Annotated in this window: 11 protein-coding genes and 1 tRNA gene; 5 read left to right on the top strand and 7 right to left on the bottom strand. The window is 35.5% G+C overall.

The genetic code is table 11. The features are described from left to right. Positions 1-5: 5 nt before the first annotated feature. The 6 genes from N4270_RS02040 to N4270_RS02065 all read right to left on the bottom strand — a co-directional run bounded on the left by N4270_RS02040 (position 6) and on the right by N4270_RS02065 (position 8530). Positions 6-974, bottom strand: coding sequence for an alpha/beta hydrolase (locus N4270_RS02040; RefSeq protein WP_260095128.1), 969 nt, complete (start codon positions 972-974; stop codon positions 6-8). 1 nt (position 975) lies between these two features. Continuing rightward, positions 976-2949, bottom strand: a complete 1974-nt coding sequence (locus N4270_RS02045; protein ID WP_260095129.1) for a glycoside hydrolase family 13 protein — start codon at positions 2947-2949, stop codon at positions 976-978. 31 nt (positions 2950-2980) lie between these two features. Continuing rightward, complete coding sequence (locus tag N4270_RS02050; protein ID WP_260095130.1) at positions 2981-5287, bottom strand: glycoside hydrolase family 65 protein; 2307 nt, start codon at positions 5285-5287, stop codon at positions 2981-2983. A gap of 19 nt (positions 5288-5306) precedes the next feature. Continuing rightward, positions 5307-5993, bottom strand: a complete 687-nt coding sequence (gene pgmB, locus N4270_RS02055) for a beta-phosphoglucomutase (protein ID WP_260095131.1) — start codon at positions 5991-5993, stop codon at positions 5307-5309. Beyond that, a complete protein-coding gene (locus N4270_RS02060; protein ID WP_260095132.1) occupies positions 5986-7347 on the bottom strand; it encodes an MFS transporter in 1362 nt (453 codons plus the stop codon). Before N4270_RS02060 ends, pgmB begins: the two co-directional genes overlap by 8 nt. A gap of 130 nt (positions 7348-7477) precedes the next feature. Next, positions 7478-8530 (bottom strand): LacI family DNA-binding transcriptional regulator, encoded by a 1053-nt coding sequence (locus N4270_RS02065; RefSeq protein WP_260095133.1) that lies wholly within the window; start codon positions 8528-8530, stop codon positions 7478-7480. A gap of 318 nt (positions 8531-8848) precedes the next feature. On the opposite strand from N4270_RS02065, the gene N4270_RS02070 reads away from it, so the two are divergent. The 4 genes from N4270_RS02070 (at position 8849) to N4270_RS02085 (ending at position 17582) form a co-directional block, all read left to right on the top strand. Next, on the top strand, positions 8849-11737 hold the full coding sequence (locus tag N4270_RS02070) for a SusC/RagA family TonB-linked outer membrane protein (RefSeq protein WP_260095134.1): 2889 nt from the start codon (positions 8849-8851) through the stop codon (positions 11735-11737). A 34-nt stretch (positions 11738-11771) separates the two neighbouring features. Beyond that, positions 11772-13370: a RagB/SusD family nutrient uptake outer membrane protein gene (locus tag N4270_RS02075; protein ID WP_260095135.1), complete on the top strand. Its 1599-nt coding sequence runs from the start codon at positions 11772-11774 to the stop codon at positions 13368-13370. A gap of 12 nt (positions 13371-13382) precedes the next feature. Beyond that, positions 13383-14579 (top strand): SusE domain-containing protein, encoded by a 1197-nt coding sequence (locus N4270_RS02080; RefSeq protein ID WP_260095136.1) that lies wholly within the window; start codon positions 13383-13385, stop codon positions 14577-14579. 78 nt (positions 14580-14657) lie between these two features. Next, positions 14658-17582 (top strand): alpha-amylase family glycosyl hydrolase, encoded by a 2925-nt coding sequence (locus N4270_RS02085; RefSeq protein WP_260095137.1) that lies wholly within the window; start codon positions 14658-14660, stop codon positions 17580-17582. Between the two features lie 227 nt (positions 17583-17809). Here the strand turns inward: N4270_RS02085 and N4270_RS02090 are convergent. Further along, positions 17810-17891 (bottom strand) — tRNA-Leu (locus N4270_RS02090). Between the two features lie 119 nt (positions 17892-18010). Between N4270_RS02090 and N4270_RS02095 the strand changes: the two genes are divergently transcribed. Beyond that, positions 18011-19396, top strand: coding sequence for a dipeptidase (locus N4270_RS02095; protein ID WP_260095138.1), 1386 nt, complete (start codon positions 18011-18013; stop codon positions 19394-19396). Positions 19397-19406 lie beyond the last annotated feature (10 nt).

Raw genomic sequence — 19406 nt, forward strand, 5'->3', positions numbered from 1 at the left:
CTAATCTATTGTCGCCCTAACAAAAAGAGTAAAGGTTGATCTAAACGTTGACTCCATGAAACTTCGGAGTGATCGGTTCCTTCAAAAAACAAGTTCTTAGAATTGCTATCTGTATAGCCTTTTTCTTTTAAAATTGCATCAACTTTAGGGGCGTGCTCAGGATAATATTGATCTAAGGTTTTATTGCCGTAGTCAAAATATAATTGATGTGATTTGGCCGAAGGAAGCTTCGCTTTCATATAGTCAAAAATAGCATCAGGATATGGGTTTTCTGGCATCGGCATTACACCAATCCAGTGCGTAGAAATACAGGCTGCACCTTCAAAAATTTCAGGGTATTCTGAAATAGCGTACATAGACATGAGTCCGCCCATACTAGAACCAGCAACAAATGTGTGTGCTTTATCTTTAAAAACAGCGTAGGTATTATCAATAACTGGTTTTAATTCTTCAACCATAAATTTGAGGTAATTATCACCATTAAAATTGACATTAAAGTTGTTTGCTTTAGCCAATTCGATTAATGAATCTTTAGTTTTTTCATTCATATAATCCATAGCCTTTTGCGGAAATAAATCCTGCCATCTCAAATCAGGAATATTGTGAATACCAACCACTATAAAGTCTATAGTTTTTTGATCATTCATCAATTTTGAAGCCCATTCATCGACTTTCCATTCTTGCTTATTCCAGGTTGTAGAAGCGTCAAATAACATTTGACCATCATGCATGTACAACACTGCATAGCTTTTATCTTCGGAATAGTTTTCGGGTAACCAAACATCAACTGGTCTTGGCGTAATATATGCTGACGGAAAACTATCAACACGATGGACAGAACCTGCATACAATTGAACATCCTGAACTTGATGAAATGTTATCTGGTTTCTGTCTTCGGAAACTTTAATGTCTTGTGTTTTATCTTTACAAGAAAACATTAAAATTATTACTAAGATTAGACTCCATTGTTTCATTTTAATTAGTTTTAGTTGTAAGTAAAATTGGCCCTTTGGCGGTTAGCTCAATAGCGTCATTCCAAATAAAATTGTCTCCTGAAAAAACGTTGCGTAAAGTTTTACCATCCAATCCTATTTCAGCATAACGCTTCAGATCAATAGTAATAGGTTCTTCATTTTTATTCAGAATAAGTACAACGGTTTCATCGCCAAGCGTTCTAAACAGGAAATAAGTTCCCATAAATGGTGCAAAATGGACAGTGTTTCCGTCGTGAATAGCTTTACTCGTTTTTCTGTAATTGAGTAATTTACTTATAAAGGATTGCATTTCTTTTTGTTGATTTGACAAGCCTTCTCCAGTAAATGCATTAACGGTATCACCATCCCAACCACCAGGATAATCGGTTCTAATCAAGCCATGATCGCCTGGTTTATCAAAATCGTCCATTAGGATTTCTGTACCGTAATACATTTGTAAAATTCTAGGCATCATGGCATAAGTTGCCACAGCCATTTTCGTATTGGTTACATCGCCTTTTAATTGTGTAAAAATGCGACTCATATCATGATTGCCTTCAAAAACCATAATACTTTTAGGGTTGGCATAATGAAAATCGTTAGCCAAACCTTCATAAATTTTGGTAAGACCTGTATCCCAAGATTCCTTTTCGTTTAAGGCCTCAACAACTTTAGCCTGCATAGCAAAATCCATAGTTGATTTTAAATTAGAATCGTAACCATCGCGATTATTAGCACCTTCTTGCCAGTAACCGATGAGTAGCGGATTGTAACTCCATTCTTCACCAACGATATTAAAGTTAGGATATTCTGTCATTATAGCTCCTGCCCAATCACTCATAAAATCTTTATCAGGATAGGGATAGGTATCCTGACGAATTCCATCCAGTTGTGCTGTTTCAATCCACCAAATACTATTCTGAATAATATATTTAGCCATAAACGGGTTGCGCTGATTTAAATCTGGCATAGTCGCTACAAACCAGCCTTGGGAATTTCCATCTTTATCAACCTGAGACGCATAGATATCCTGATTAGAGGTGCGTCTGTGATTAGAATTTATAGTGACTTTCCAATCCCAGTTATCGATGTGTTTTTCATAGTTATTCTGAAGGTTAATCCAATCATTAAACGGTAAATCTTTCATCCACCAATGTTCTAACCCACAATGATTAGCAACCTGATCCATGATGAGTTTCATGTTTCTATCTTTCAACGTTGTGGATAAATTTTGGTACTCCTTTAAAGTTCCAAAACGCGGATCAATTTTGTACAAATCGGTAATGGCATAGCCATGATAAGAGCCTTCTTCCATATCGTTAATAAGCATAGGCTGAGGCCAAACCGTTGTAAAGCCTAAATCTTGAATATAATCGAGATGGTTAGTAATGCCTTCAATATCACCTCCATGACGTGCATAATTATTCGTTCTGTCAATGGTTTGCTCTAATAAAGCCTCTTGTCCTTCTATAGCAACTGGAGTATCATTATCTGGATTCGCATTGGCAAAGCGGTCGGGTGTGATTAAATAAATAGCGTCACTACTATCAAAACCTCTGTAATCTTCAGCAGGTTTTAAACGGGATTTGAGCTCGTAAACATCAATCAATTCTTCTCCATTATCATTTTTAAATCTGATATTAAATGTTCCAGCACTAGCCGATTCAGAAATCAGCAAATCAATAAATAAATAATTATGACTATTATTTCCTTTACTAACCTTTTCAATAGAAACTCCTGGATATGTAACACTAGGCGTATATGCTCCTATATTTTCATGATGTACTAACAACTGAAGGTGTTTATTCTCAAAACCAACCCACCAATTTGGTGGCTCAATACGATGAATATCATCTTGATCAATTAGTGTAGAATTGGCGGTTGGACTAGTTGTTTGAGACGCCGTAGAGCCATCTTTACAAGACCCACTTAAAATGATGATACCTAATAAGTATAAATAACTAAGTTGTTTCATATTAATAATTTTAAGTGTTTTAGTATTGTAATTATACAGTTACCAGATTATTTGGATTAATCGTAATCATTTTACCATTAACCATGATTTCTAAATCCTGATGCCCTTCGAGTTCAAATTTCGTGGTGCCTTTGGCTACATTAATTTTTAAAATCTGATTTCTAAAATTGACTTTAAAGGAGTAACCATCCCATTCTTTTGGAATTTTAGGCTCAAATGATAGTTTGTCATTAACAACTCTCATACCTCCGAAACCTTCAACGATACTCATCCAAGTTCCAGCCATTGAGGTGATATGTAATCCTTCTTCAACCTCGTGATTATAATCATCTAAATCCAATCGAGAGGTACGTAAATAGAACGCATAAGCCTGTTCCATTCGATTTAATTTTGCTGCCTGAATACTATGAACACATGGTGATAATGAGCTTTCGTGAACGGTAAAAGGTTCGTAAAAATCAAAGTGCCGCTCTAGTTCTTCGGTAGAAAAATGATCCTCAAAAAAGTAGAAGCCTTGTAAGGTATCTGCCTGTTTTATATAAGGAGAGCGTAAAATTCTGTCCCAAGACCATTTTTGATTAATTGGACGTTGAGATTTTGGCAAGTCTGAAACCGTAATTAATTCTTTATCTAAAAATCCGTCTTGCTGTAGGTAAATCTGTTTTTCTTCAGAAAACGGGAAATACATTTGATTTGCAACAGTTTTCCATTGCTCTAATTCTTGATCTAAAATTTTCGTTTTTCCAATAATTCTCGAATAATCCTGAGGATAACCTTCTTTAACTTTGTCTAAGGTTTCTAAGGTATAATCGATACACCATTTGGCAATATAATTTGTATACCAGTTATTATTGACGTTATTTTCATATTCATTTGGACCTGTAACCCCAAGGATTACATATTTATTTTTCGCTTCGGAAAAGGTTGCGCGTTGCTGCCAGAATCTGGCAATTCCTATTAATACTTCTAATCCTTTTTCGGGAATATAACTAAAGTCTCCTGTGTATCTAAAGTAGTTATAGATTGCAAATGCAATGGCACCATTACGATGAATCTCCTCAAAAGTAATTTCCCATTCATTATGGCATTCTTCACCATTCATCGTTACCATAGGATATAAAGCAGCGCCATTTGTAAAGCCTAATTTTTCGGCATTTTCAATAGCTTTCTCTAAATGGTGGTAGCGATATTCGAGTAAGCTTTTAGCCACATGTTGGTCTTTTGTTGCCATATAAAATGGAATACAATAAGCTTCAGTATCCCAATAGGTACTTCCGCCATATTTTTCACCAGTAAATCCTTTAGGACCAATATTTAAACGTGCATCTTTACCTAAATACGTTTGATTGAGTTGAAAGATATTAAAGCGAATCCCTTGTTGGGCAGCAACATCACCTTCAATGGTAATATCTGCCATGTCCCAGATATCTGCCCAAGCCTGCTTTTGCCATTCTAACAAGGCATTAAATCCAAGCTCTGTGACTCGTTTCAAAGTAGCCTTAGCTACAGAAATCAATTCATTTTTATCATGATTTCTATCGGAAGTATACCCTCCAAATTTCGTTAGTGTAATGGTATCACCTTTAGCAACCTGATTTTGATAAGTAAAGGCAATTTTATCTATCGTATCATTAACTGTTTTGTCTTGTTTTAAAACAGTGCCATTTAATGCTAATTGGGTTTGCATCGCAGTACACACATAGAAATTGGTTTTCATGGTACGAGATACAATAAAAGCCTGTTCGTCTTCATGATTAACACTTAGCACATCCCAAAACTTATCATCCCAGTTAGAATCTTCATTGGTGATTCCGTTGTCCAGGTAAGGAGAGAAATTAATCTGAGCATCATTATTTAAGGGTGTCACATTATATTCTATAGCTCCAATTTCATCAATTTCTAAACTAAGAAAACGTTTGGTTTCTACCTTAACTTCGACAAAATTCTGAAGTGTTGCTGTAAAACTACGAGACAACCAGCCTTCTTTCATATTGAGTTCTCTTCGAAAGTGCTCTACTTTATTACATTTTGCCAAATCTAAGGCTTCGCCATTAACACTCACATTAATACCAATCCAATTTGGGGCATTTAATACCTTAGCAAAATATTCTGGATAACCATTTTTCCACCATCCCACTCTTGTCTTATCGGGATAATAAACACCTGCAACATAACTTCCTTGGAAGGTTGCTCCTGAATACTGCTCTTCAAAATTAGCACGTTGCCCCATGGCACCGTTTCCTAAGCTCATTAAACTTTCAGAAGATTTAACACGTTTAGGTTCAAAACCTTCTTCTATAATTGACCAATTATCTGGTTGTATATAAATGTTATTCATTCTCTTATTAAAATCAGTTTTAACTGTTTACTTGTTTTGTTTTTTCTATGTTTCCAGAAATGATATTCAGCAAAAATTCTGAAGATATTTCGGTAAAATCTTTAACTATAAAATCGGCTTCGTGAAGTACTGTTTTATCTCCAATACCAATAGACAACATATGAGCTGTGTTGGCCGCCTGAATGCCCGCAACCGAATCTTCAAAGACGATACAGTTTTCAGGTTTGACATTTAGAAGTTTGGCTCCAATTAGAAACACTTCGGGATCGGGCTTTGCTTTAGACACATCGTTACCATCAACAATGGCCTCAAATTTTTCAAAAAGATGAACTTTCTTTAAAATTGGTGTTGCATTTTTACTTGCCGAACCTAAGGCAATAGCTTGCTTCTGTTCAATTAAAAAATCAAGTGTTTTAGACACATCTGGAAGAATTTCAGAAGCATCCATTTTATTAATATAACTTAGGTAGTCATCATTTTTTAAACCCATGAGTTTCATGAATTCATCTTCAGACAGGGTTTTATTTCCCCATGCTAATATTTTTTCTAATGAACGAACACGGCTCACACCTTTGAGTTGTTCATTTTGTGCTTCAGAAAAATCGACACCAATACTTTGGGCTAATTTTTTCCAAGCTAAAAAGTGATACTTTGCAGTATCGACGATGACACCATCGAGGTCAAATATGAATCCTTTTTTATGCATTGTTTACGATGTCTTTTTTATCTTTTATTTTAAAGGATAACAATCCTGCTATTATAAAGCTAATCCCACTAATTACTAAGGCAAATATTGCTTGATTACCATAGGCATACTTTACGAGCGGACCACCAATTATTCCATTAATAATTTGAGGCATTACGATGAAAAAATTAAATATCCCCATATAAACCCCCATTTTATTTGCTGAAATAGATCCCGCTAACATGGCGTAAGGCATAGATAGTATACTAGCCCAAGCAATACCAATACAGATCATTGGTAATATCAGCCAGTTTTCGTTAGGCATGAAATAAATCAATATTAAGCCTAAGCCTCCAATAAATAATGCATAGGCATGTGTTTTCTTTCGGCTCAATTTCTTAGCAATGACTGGCAAAAGGAATGCAAATATTGCTGAAATACCGTTATAGATTCCAAATAAAATACCAACCCAATTCCCAGCTTGTTGATAAGTTTCACTACTCGAGTCTTCAGGCGGCAAACCATAAATATGTTGCGCGATTGCTGGAACAGCAAAAACCCACATCCCAAATAATGCAAACCAAGAGAAAAACTGAACCCAGCTTAATTGTTTCATCGTTTCGGGCATTTTTCGAAAATCGTCAAAAATATCTGTTAGCTTAGCTTTTCGTAGGTTATCTTTTTCAATTATCGCATCAGGATTTTTAGCTGCTTCAAATTGAGCTAACTCTTCTGGCGAATATTCTTTTGTCGTGAAAATGGTAATTAAAATTGAACCAATTAATGCGATAGCTCCAATAATGAAAGACCATAACAAATTAGCTGGTACTGTACCTTCGTCTGATACTTCAGCAACTCCAAACCAGTTCGCTAACATCCAAGGCAACCAAGACCCTATAACTGCACCAATACCAATTAATGCGGTTTGAATACTAAATCCTTTTGTGGTTTGTTCATCTGATAGATTATCAGCTACCAATGCACGAAATGGCTCCATTGCTATATTAAAAGAGGCATCCATAATCATAAGCATTCCTGCTCCAACCCATAATGCTGGAAGGATTGCAATCATAAAATCAGCTTGAGGAATTAAAATCATTCCTACAGATGCTAATACGGCTCCAATAAGAAAAAATGGTTTTCTACGGCCAAATCTTGTCCAGGTATTATCACTGTAATGACCAATAATGGGTTGTACAATTAGCCCCATAAAAGGCGCAATTAGCCAAAACCATGATAACTGGTGAACGTCAGCTCCAAAAATTTGTAAAATTCTACTTGCGTTGGCATTTTGAAGGGCAAAACCCATTTGTATCCCTAAGAAACCGAAACTCATGTTCCAAATTTCCCAGAAACCTAGTGTGCGCTTTTGCATAATAGTATGTTTAAATTAATACTATTGACAAGCGATAAAACTTATCAAAACTTAAATGTAGAAGTGAAAATATAAGTTTTGATTTGGGTGTAAATATAGTAAAGTTTTTATTTAATCTATGTTAAATCTATTATTTGGTCGATTCTCTTTCAATGAGTTCGGTTTCAATAACTACAGTTTCATAGTGATCTTCTTCGGCTTCATCAGTATCATCTAGCTCTAATCTATTGATTAACAAATCGGCTGCTTTCTCCCCAATTTTTTGTCCGTGTTGACTCACCGTCGTTAGACTTGGTGTGGAATGTTTAGACAAAACACCATCGGTAAAACTAATAACTTGAAGCGCCTCAGGAATTTCTAAGTCTAGTTTTCTAGCGACCTTCATAGCTGTGACTGCATATAATTCGTTGACCGCAAAAACGCCATCTATGTTTTTATTAGATTTAAAGAGTTGTTCAATTTCTTTTTCGAGTTCGTCTAAATGGTTTTCGGATAATAACTTGTCATCGACTTTTAAAATAAGGGATGATTTAGGACTCATCTTATGATCTTCTAATGCCTCCAAATAACCTTGAGTACGGAGTTTTCCAACGCTAATATAATCTTTAGTGGTGATAATAGCTATATTTTTACAACCATTACCAATGAGTTTTTCTACGGCTAATTTGGCGCCTTTGATATCATCAACAATCACTTTATCACAGGGAATTTCATTAATAACGCGATCAAACATAACGATAGGCATCCCTTGATTAATTGTTTCGGTAAAATGATGGTAATCCTGTTGCTGTAGAGTTTCTTTAGCAATAGACAAGATAAAACCGTCAATACTGCCATTGGCCAGCATTTGCATATTGATAACTTCTTTATCAAAAGATTCGTTAGATAAACCAACGATAACATTATAGCCTCTTTTATTTGCTACCAGTTCTATACCGGTAATCACCTTAGAAAAGAAATGATGTACAATCTCTGGTATAATAATACCTATGGTTTTGGTTTTTCTGTTTTTCAGACTTAAGGCAATGTTATTAGGTCTGTAATTATAAAGTTTAGCAAATGCTTGAACTTTTTGGCGTGTATCTTCACTAATTTCAACACTATTCCGAAGTGCCTTCGATACAGTTGAAATAGAAACATCTAATTCTTTAGCAATTTGTTTAAGCGTTACTTTTCTTTTCATTAATAGGGTAATTATTAGGGATTATATATGTTTAATTTTTAAGCGTTAAAATTAAACAAAAACTTGTTTTGTAATTGAAAAAAAATTATTTTCAGTTACAATATGACAATAAAGATATTATTTTATTGCAAAATCAATAATTTTCTATCATTTTAAGTTAGTTACTGTTAAAATCTAAAAAGTTTTCAACACGAAAACGTTTGCGTTGCCCAAAAATAAAGGGATAACAAAAAACACACCTAAAATTTACATAGATTTAACCCAAGAAGTGAAAATATAAATCAATTTAACTAAAGCAACTAACTTTAAAAATATTTTATGAAGACATTTTTAAATAGCTTATTATTACTGGTATTTTTAATTCCTGCATCACTCTTTAGTCAAACTAAAGCAACAGGTACAGTAACAGATCAAGCTAACGCATTACCTCTTCCTGGAGTTAATATCCTTGTTAAGGGTACAACTACTGGAGCATCATCAGATTTTGATGGTAATTATTCAATTACAGTAAACCAAGGGGACATCTTAGTATTTTCTTACTTAGGATACACCACACAAGAAATCACTTACACAGGTCAATCACCACTTAATGTGGCATTGGTACAAGATGCTGGGCAACTTGACGAAGTGGTTTTAATTGGTTACGGATCAACCACAAAACAAGATGCCACTGGAGCCGTAGAAAAGGTAGGCGACGAAGAATTTAACAAAGGGGCAATCGTTGCGCCTGAACAACTCCTTGCAGGTAAATCTGCGGGTGTAAGAGTAACATCTAACAGTGGTGCTCCAGGAGAAGGTGCCGATATCAGAATTCGTGGCGGTGCTTCGCTTTCTGCAACTAACTCACCTTTAATTGTTGTTGACGGACTTCCATTAGACCAAAGAGGTGTTCAAGGTGTGAGAGGACAATTAAATGCAATCAACCCTAATGACATTGAAGATTTTGTAATCTTAAAAGATGCTTCTGCTACGGCTATTTACGGTTCAAGAGCTTCTAATGGTGTTATTTTAATCACTACTAAAAAAGGAAGAACAAATACACCTCTAACTTTTGAATATGATTTAAAAGCATCGGTTCAGGAAGTAACCGACTATGTAGATGTTTTAAATGCTGAACAGTTTACTGCTATTGCACAAACTGCAAGCGGATTTGATCCTAGTGAATTAGGAAATGCCGATACCAACTGGCAAGACGAAATATACACCACAGCAATTGGTGCTATTCACAACTTGACAGTTTCTAAAGGTTATGAGAATTTCAACTTTAGAGTCAATTATAACCACGCTTCTCAAGAAGGTGTTTTAAGAGGTGGTTTATATGAAAGAAATGCGATAAACACATCTTTTGTACAACGCTTTTTAGATAATGATTTAAAATTAACCTTGACCGCTAAAGGTGTTATTGACGAATACAACTATGCTGATGGAGGTGCTATAGGATCTGCAATTGCATTTGATCCAACACAGTCTATTTACAATCCTGATGGGAGCTTTTTCCAATATAACGGCGAAACACTAGCGCCTACAAACCCTCTGTTTTTATTAGAGAACAATCAAAATAGATCAAAAAACAAAAGATTTATTTCAAATTTCAATGTCGATTATAAACTTTGGTTTTTAGAAGGTTTAAGATTCAACATGAATGCTGGTATCGATTATTCTGAAAACGATGGTAAACAATTTAATGCGGTTAGTCCAACGAACCCAAATGGTGTTGCCTTTCAGAATTTTTATGATGGTTTAGACAGAAACACGGCTTTAGATTTCTATTTCAATTACAAAAGTGATGTGGAATCTATCAATACGAATGTGGATTTAACCTTAGGTCATGCGTATCAAGAATTCTACAGACAATCAGGTGGAAGAGACAATGGAAACAATGGTACTTTTGTAGAGCGTTTACCAAACGTCAACAGAAATGCATTAGAATCTTATTTTGCAAGAGCAAGTTTTGATATAGCCGATAAGTATTTAGTATCTTTAAGCTATAGACGAGATGGATCTTCAAGATTTAGTGAAAATAACAGATGGAGTAGCTTCCCTGGAGCTTCAATTGGTTGGAAAATATCAAACGAAGACTTTATGCAAGACTCGTTCTTCTCTAACTTAAAATTAAGAGCTGGTTGGGGTGTTACTGGTCAGCAAGAAATTGGACTTAATTATGCCTTCTTAGGATTGTATACTCCTGGAACTGGAGATGCAGCGGTTCAAATTGGAAACGAGTTCTTAACAACTTTACGTCCAGAAGAATTTGACGAAAACTTAAAATGGGAAGAAACAACACAATATAACGTAGCCTTAGATTTCGGTTTCTTCGATGAGAGATTAACAGGAACTATTGATGCTTACTATAAAGAAACAGACGACTTACTAGCAACCATTCCTACGGCAGCAGGTTCAAACCTTTCCGATTTATTATTAACCAACGTTGGTAGTACAAGAAGTAGAGGTTTAGAATTTAGCCTTAATGGTAAAGTAGTTCAATCTGATAACTTTAACTGGGACTTAGGATTCAATATCACTTTACAAGATTATGAAATTACTAAACTTAACTTAAGTGGAGATCCAGATTTTTTCATCCCACAAGGAGGGATCTCTGGAGGTGTTGGTAATAACATCCAGTTATGGAGACCAGGTTATGACCCAACAACATTCTTCGTATTTAGACAAGTTTATGACGATCAAGGAAACCCAATTGAAGGTGCTTACGTAGATGTTAATGGCGATAATCAAATTACAGAATCAGACAGACAAGCTTATAAAAAAGCGACACCTGATGTTTTTGCTGGATTTACAAGTAACATGAGTTATAAAAACTTTGATTTTAGTTTCACCTTTAGAGGTAGCTTTGGAAATTACATGTACAACAATGTTGCTTCAGACAGAGGAAATATAACAACTGTAATCAATGCTCCAGGAAACTATTATCCTAATGCACATGCTAGTGTGTTAGATACCAATTTCCAAAATCAAAACCTATTCTCTGATGCCTATATTCAGAGAGCCGATTTTGTAAAATTAGACAACGTATCAATTGGATATTTAATTCCTTTTGAAAAAGTAAACTTAAGAGCATCATTTACAGCAACAAATTTGTTGACAATTACAAAGTATGATGGTCTTGATCCAGAAATCAATAACGGAATTGATAATAATTTCTATCCTAGACCTCAACAGTATGTTTTAGGATTAAACTTTACATTCTAAAAGAAAAATGAACACTAATAAATATTTTAAAGCTATGATGAGAACATTGAAATTTGTTTTTGCTGCTTTTGTGATGGTATTATTCATACAATCATGTGAAAGCAACTTAGACTTACAACCTGAAGATGGTCGTCTCACTGCAGACGCAGCTTTTGAAGATCCTGCTGCCTATAAGCAATTCTTAGCAAAACTATATGCTGGAATTTCTTTAAGCGGACAAGATGGTCCTGCTGGTAATCCAGATTTAGCTGGATTAGACGAAGGGTTTTCCAATTACTTAAGATTGTATTGGAAAATGCAACAACTAACTTCCGATGAAGCTCTTATCGGTTGGAATGATGGAACAATTAAAGATTTACACTCGCAAACATGGACCTCAGGTAACGAATTTATCAGAACCATGTATAGTAGAGTTTTTTACCAAATTGCTTTAACTAACGAATTTTTACGCCAAACAACTTCTAGTAAATTAGACTCGAGAGGTGTTGATGCCGATTTGAGAGCACAAATCCAAGACTATAGAGCTGAAGCTCGTTTTATGAGAGCTTTAAGTTACTGGCATGCTATGGATTTATTTGGTAATGTACCTTTCATTACTGAAGCCGATCCTATTGGAGCATTCTTACCAGAACAAATCCAACGTGCAGACTTATTTAACTATATCGAAGGAGAATTATTAGATATAGAAGGAGACATTGTAGCTGCTAGACAAAATGAATATGGTCGTGCCGATCAAGCTGCTGTTTGGATGTTACTTGCTAAACTGTATCTTAATGCCGAAGTATATACAGGAACTCCTAGATATAGCGAAGTTGTTACTTATACGAATAATATCATTGGAGCTGGATACACAATTCCAGCAAATGAATACTACCAGTTATTCTTAGCAGATAACGATAGTAATGGAGCGCAAGAAGAAGTGATTTTCACAATTCCTTTTGATGGTTTAAATACGCAATCGTTTGGAGGAATGACATTTTTAGTACATGCGCCTGTTGGAGGATCCATGGATCCTGCAGATTTTGGTATCAATGGTGGATGGTTTGGTGTAAGAACTACACCAACATTTGTTGAACAATTTCCAGGTGAAGAAAACTCTGCTGATGGAAGAGCTTTATTTTATACAGATGGCCAAGAAAAAGACATCTTTGATACGTCTCCATTTAACCAAGGTTTCGCTGTAGAGAAATTTAGAAATGTTGACGTTAATGGTAATGCTGGTTCAGATACCACAGGTGATCATCCAGATACAGATTTCCCAATGTTTAGATTGGCTGATGCCTATCTTATGTACGCAGAAGCTTCTTTAAGAGGTGGCGGCGGAAGCATGTCTACAGCTAGAGACTATATTAACGAATTGAGAGAAAGAGCTTATGGCAATACAAGTGGAAACATCACTGAAGCTGATATAACTCTTGATTTTATACTTGCTGAAAGATCTCGTGAATTATTTTGGGAAGCACATAGAAGAACAGATTTAATCCGTTTCGGACAATTTTCTAGCCAAGGTATTTGGCAATGGAAAGGCAACGTTCAACAAGGCGTTACTACCGAAGCTTTTAGAGATATCATGCCGATTCCTGCAGCAGACTTAGGAGTCAATACTAATTTACAACAAAACGAAGGATACTAAATATAAAACAACATGAAAAATATTAAATTTTTAACCTTATTATTTATAGCCTTATTAGGCTTTAACGCTTGCGAAACTGAAGATGATGTTGTTTTCGTTGCGGAGCAATCAGACTTAAGTTTCTCTAATGCATTTCAAGCCGAATATGTATTAACAGCTCAAACTGCTGGAAACTTAGCAGAACGTTTTACTTGGGATTCAGCAGATGCTGGTGTTCCAACTAACTTTACTTACGAATTACAAAGTTCTATACTTGGTGATTTTTCAGATGCAGCTGCTGTTGGTTCAACATCTGCTAATGAAATAGCAATTACGGTTGGAGACATGTTAGGATTTGCTGCTCAAGCTGGCCTAGATAATGATCCAGAAACTGAAGCACCTAATACAGGATCTGTTTCTTTCAGATTAAGAGCCTTTGCTGGTACTGGTGGATTAGAAACATTCTCAGCTGGTCAAGCCTTGACAATGGTTTTACCTGAAGGTGAAGTTGCTGCTGCCGTTTGTGAATTTGAGAAATTGTACTTAGTAGGTGCTGGCGTTGTTGATGCTGGTTGGTCTTGGGATACTCCAGTTGAATTACCTTGTGTAGAAAATGGTATATATGGTGGTAACGTTGCTTTTCAAAATTTAGGTGGCGATGAACCTAACAATAACTTTAGATTCTTTACAGTGAATACCGATTGGGGTTCTGGTCGTAACTATCCGTTCTATGCAGATGCTGGTTATACTATTGACGCCGGATTTGAAAATGCTATGGATGATGATTCTAACTTTGGTTTTGTAGGTACAACAGGAACCTACTATTTAGAAATTGATACAAACACTAAAACCATAACATTAAGTGATGCTCAAGCTACAGGTACTTGTGAGTTTGATTTACTTTATGGTGTTGGTGCTGGTTTAGTGGATGCAGGATGGTCTTGGGATACTCCAGTTCAAATCTTATGCTCTAGCGATGGTGTTTACACAGCTAACGTCGCCTTACAAAACTTAGGTGGAGACGAACCAAACAATAACTTTAGATTCTTTACGGTAAATACCGATTGGGGTTCTGGTCGCAACTATCCGTTCTATGAAGATGATGGATACACTTTTGACTCAGACTTAGTCAATGCAAATGATGATGATTCAAACTTTGCATTTTTAGGAACAACAGGAACTTATTTATTAACTATTGATACCGTTAACAAGACGATAACTTTAGATTAATATAGTATATTTTAATATATGTGTTAATTACAAAAAGGCTATGTCATTCACATGGCCTTTTTTTAAAAATAAAAAACTATGAAAAAAAAATTATCCTTTTTATTCGTTTTGTGTTCTGCTTTTCTAAATGCACAAGTTACACTTAACGTTGGTGCTATTGAAGTTGATGAATCTGTTACAATAACAGTCGACATCAATAGTTCAGATTCTAATTGCAATGCTATTAGCAATCCTGGATCTGTTTATATGCATTCAGGTATTGGAGACAATTCTAATGCTTTTGGTTTTAGTGTCGTTGGGAACTGGGGACAAGATGATGGTGTTGGTGAAATGACCTCAAATGGAAATGGAACCTACAGTATCACAATTACACCACAAACGTATTATGGTTTAACACAGCAACAAGCCGATGATGCAACACAAATTGGTATGGTGTTTAGAAATGAAGACGGAAGCCAAGAACTAAAAGCTGATGGCTGTAACGATTTTATTTTCCCAATAGGAAGTGTCACCATTAACATTTCACAACCGTCGAGTCCTACTGTTGTTTTAAATTCTGGAGATGACTTAGCCGTAAGTGCTACCATATTGTTTCAAGGTTCAACTACAGTTAATGGATCGTATGATATTTTTAGAAATGAAGAAACAACACCTGTAGTTTCTGGTAATTGTGGATTTCCAAATTGTAATGCAACTATTCAGAACATCACTGAAAGCGCAACCTATAGATTTGTAGGATCACCTCAAAGCACTTCTGAAACTGGAGAGGCATCAATTGATGTTTTTGTTATTGCAACAACAATTGAAGAAGCTTTACCATCTGGCGTTGAAGACGGTATTAATTATGATGCTGATCCAACAAAAGCTACTTTAGTTTTAAACGCTCCTAAAAAAGACTATATTCTGGTTGCAGGAAGTTTTAATAATTATTCGCCTACCAATGCTTATGCGATGAAGCGTGACCCAAATACTGGGAAATATTGGATAGAACTTTCAGGATTAACATCTGGTAATATTGAAACCTATCAATACTGGGTCTTTGACACAGATCCTGTAACAGGTTCACCAGGTTTGGTTAAAACTGCAGATCCTTACTCAACTTTAGTATTATCTCCTTTTGATGATCCTTTCATCCCTGCAACTACCTATCCAAATTTACCAGCCTATCCTGCTGGTCAAGAACGAGAAGTTACTGTTTTGCAAACAGGACAAACGCCATATAACTGGCAAGTAACAAACTTCGACAAACCAAAAGAAGAAGACTTAATCGTCTACGAAGTTTTAATAAGAGATTTTGATGCAAATAAAAGCTATCAAGATTTAATAGACCGAATTGATTACTTCAAAAACTTAAATATTAATGCTATTCAACTAATGCCAGTAATGGAGTTTGAAGGCAATGAAAGTTGGGGCTATAATACCTCCTTCCATATGGCTTTAGATAAGTATTATGGTACTGAAGATAAATTTAGAGAATTTATTGATTTATGCCATCAAAACGGTATTGCAGTCATTCTCGATTTAGCTATAAATCATGCCTTTGGAAGAAGTCCGATGGTTCGTATGTGGATGCACGATCCTGATAATGATGGTTGGGGAAATCCAAGTAGTGAAAACCCTTATTTTAATCAAACACCTCAACATAGCTATAATGTGGGTTCAGATTTTAGTCATACTGAAGAAGAACCAAACAATCCTAGTGCAAGTAATAATGACACTACAAATCCTATTACAAATGATTATGTAAAACGTGTTTTAAAACACTGGATTACAAATTTCAAAATTGATGGGATTCGATGGGATTTAACAAAAGGGTTTACTCAAAATTGTGAAAACAATGAAGGGTGTACAAATAGCTACCAGCAAGATCGTGTTGATATCCTTAAATCTTATGCTGATTATTCTTGGTCTTTAGACCCTGATCATTATGTGATTTTTGAACATTTAGGTCCGCAGAATGAAGAAAAAGAATGGGCAAACTATCGTTTAGGCGAAGGAAAAGGTGTGATGATGTGGGGGAAAATGACAGATCCTTACAATGAATTAACTATGGGATTTCCTGCTAATATTGAAGGAGTCGGTCACAAATCACGTACACAATTTAACGGTCCACGTGTTATGGGATATCCTGAAAGCCATGATGAAGAACGTTTAATGTACAAAAATGTGACTTTTGGAAATCAATCTACACCATCTCATAATGTTAGAGACTTAAACACCGCATTATCTAGAATGCCTGCTTTAGGTGCTGTGAGTTTAACTGTACCTGGTCCTAAAATGATATGGCATTTTGCTGCCTTAGGAATGGACAACTCCATATTTACCTGTAATGATGGTAGTGTAAATAATCCTATCTGTAAACTAGATACAAAACCACAACCACAATGGACAGAAAACTGGTTAGGTGATGTTAATAGAAAACAAATTTATGACGATTGGGCAAGATTAATTGAGCTAAAAATTAATGAACCTGTTTTTGAAGGTGATTATACCTTTAATAACAATACAGGTGCATCCTCTCTTATTCAACGTATTGATATTTTTGACACCTCTATTCCTGTCACTGGTTTGAGAAATGTCATCGTACTTGCTAACTTTGATGTTGTATCACAAACTGTAGACACATCGTTCCCAATTGCTGGTAACTGGCATGACCTTATGGATAACACTGGAAATACAACTTATAGTGCAGCAACTGTAACCATTCCTGCTGGTCAGTTTAGAATTTTTGGAAATCAACCATCTACTTTAAGTACTGGAGAATTTGATACTCATCAAACATTTAGTATCTATCCAAATCCTGTCAACACATCATTTAAAACAAATAAGACATTAAACAGTTTACAGATATTTGATATCACAGGAAAACTGGTAAAGTCTTTTAATGGTGATTTTACTGAAACTGACAGCTATGATATTTCAGATTTAACACAGAGTATTTATCTGGTTAAAATTGAAAATGATAATGGCCAAACATTAACCACGAAGCTTATTAAACTTTAATATAGATTAATTAGTGATTTGAATTAGCCTGAAAAGCCTCCAAGTACTACCTGGAGGTTTTTTTATCCCACAAAAAAAGCCAACCCGGATGAGTTAGCTTTCTTACTATGTACAGGCGGAGAGACTTCCCGAATTTCCATATATCGGGATAAACTTCTCGTCTCTAACTAATTTTCAGTTAATCCCACTAAAAAAGCCAACCCGTATGAGTTAGCTTTCCTACTATGTACAGGCGGAGAGACTCGAACTCTCACACCTTGCGGCACTAGATCCTAAGTCTAGCGTGTCTACCAATTCCACCACGCCTGCAACTTCCATTAATTAATGGGATGCAAATATAAACAATACTTTCAATATTCAAATAACTTTAATTAGGAAAAAATAAACTTCGTTTTTGTACTTTTGAAAGAATCAAAAAATAAACACTCATGCAACATATTCAATCTTATATTGAAGACCATAAAGACCGTTTTCTTAACGAACTTATCGACCTGCTTAAAATTCCGTCAGTAAGTGCCGATCCAGCCTATAAAGAGCATGTTTTTAAAACAGCTGACGTCATTAAAACAAGTTTACTTAAAGCTGGGTGCGATCATGTTGAAATTTGTGAAACCGAAGGATTCCCTATCGTTTATGGTGAAAAAATATTAGATGAAAAACTACCTACTGTACTAGTCTATGGACATTACGATGTACAACCAGCAGACCCTTTAGAACTTTGGGATTCGCCACCTTACGAGCCTGTTATTAAAACCACAGAAATTCATCCCAAAGGTGCCATTTTTGCACGAGGTGCCTGTGATGATAAAGGACAAATGTACATGCATGTCAAAGCCATGGAATTTATGACGGCAACCAACCAGCTTCCTTGTAATGTCAAATTTATGATTGAAGGTGAAGAAGAAGTTGGCAGTGTGAACTTATCTAAGTTTGTTAAAAATAATCAGGACAAACTTAAAAATGATGTTATTTTAATTTCTGATACTGGCATGATTGCTCAAGATGTACCCTCAATAACTACTGGGCTTCGCGGATTGAGTTATGTTGAAGTTGAAGTAACTGGTCCTAATAGAGATTTGCATTCAGGATTATATGGTGGTGCTGTTGCAAATCCGATTAACATATTAACTAAAATGATTGCGTCACTCCATGACGACAATAACCATATCACTATTCCGGGATTTTATGATAAGGTTGAAGAACTTTCCGAATCAGAAAGAGCAGAAATGGCTAAAGCACCATTTTCTCTTGAAGACTATAAAAAAGCCTTAGATATTGATGCCGTTTATGGCGAAAAAGGGTATACAACTAACGAACGTAATTCTATAAGACCAACACTTGATGTTAACGGAATTTGGGGTGGTTATATTGGCGAAGGTGCCAAAACGGTAATTGCCAGCAAAGCCTTTGCTAAAATATCAATGCGATTAGTACCGCATCAAGATTGGGAAGAAATAACTGAATTATTTAAAACTCATTTTGAAAGTATTGCTCCTGCTGGTGTAAAAGTAAAGGTTAAACCGCATCATGGCGGACAAGGTTATGTGACGCCAATTGACAGTATTGGTTATCAAGCGGCTTCAAAAGCCTATCATGATACTTTTGGCAAAAACCCAATTCCGCAACGTAGTGGTGGAAGTATTCCCATTGTATCGCTATTTGAGCAAGAATTAAAAAGTAAAACTATCTTAATGGGATTTGGCTTAAACAGTGATGCGATCCACTCGCCTAACGAACATTTTGGGGTTTGGAATTACTTAAAGGGTATTGAAACCATTCCTTTATTTTATAAGTATTTTACTAAATTGAGTTAAAAACCATCCT

This window comes from Psychroserpens sp. SPM9, from assembly GCF_025153525.1.
In the GTDB taxonomy this organism is placed as follows: Bacteria; Bacteroidota; Bacteroidia; order Flavobacteriales; family Flavobacteriaceae; genus Psychroserpens.